Here is a 314-nt window from a genome sequence, read left to right as displayed (position 1 = left end):
CCCCCCCCCCCCCCCCCCCCCCCCCCCCCCCCCCCCCCCCCCCCCCCCCCCCCCCCCCCCCCCCCCCCCCCCCCCCCCCCCCCCCCCCCCCCCCCCCCCCCCCCCCCCCCTTTTTAATGATCCGGCGCCCACCGAGATCTACACCGAAGGTTAATCGTCGGCAGCGTCAGATGTGTATAAGAGACAGGGCTTCGGTTTCGTCGCGCTCGAAGCGATGCGGGCGCACAAGCCGATCGTGGCGTTCGCCGTCGGCGCCTTGCCCGAGATTATCGAGGATGGCGTGACCGGACTGCTCTGTTCGCCGGTCGAGGCAG

The 314-nt window shown here is 74.2% G+C and carries 1 protein-coding gene; it reads left to right on the top strand.

Annotated elements, in window-relative coordinates:
- Positions 1 to 172: 172 nt before the first annotated feature.
- A partial coding sequence (locus JHD80_RS27690; RefSeq protein WP_199093829.1) for a glycosyltransferase occupies positions 173 to 314 on the top strand: 142 nt, incomplete at its 3' end.

The sequence above is a fragment of the Allobosea sp. ASV33 genome, assembly GCF_016428755.1.
In the GTDB taxonomy this organism is placed as follows: Bacteria; Pseudomonadota; Alphaproteobacteria; order Rhizobiales; family Beijerinckiaceae; genus Allobosea.
The sequence above is the reverse complement of the archived record's forward strand: the minus strand, read 5'-3'. Positions and strand labels throughout refer to the sequence as shown.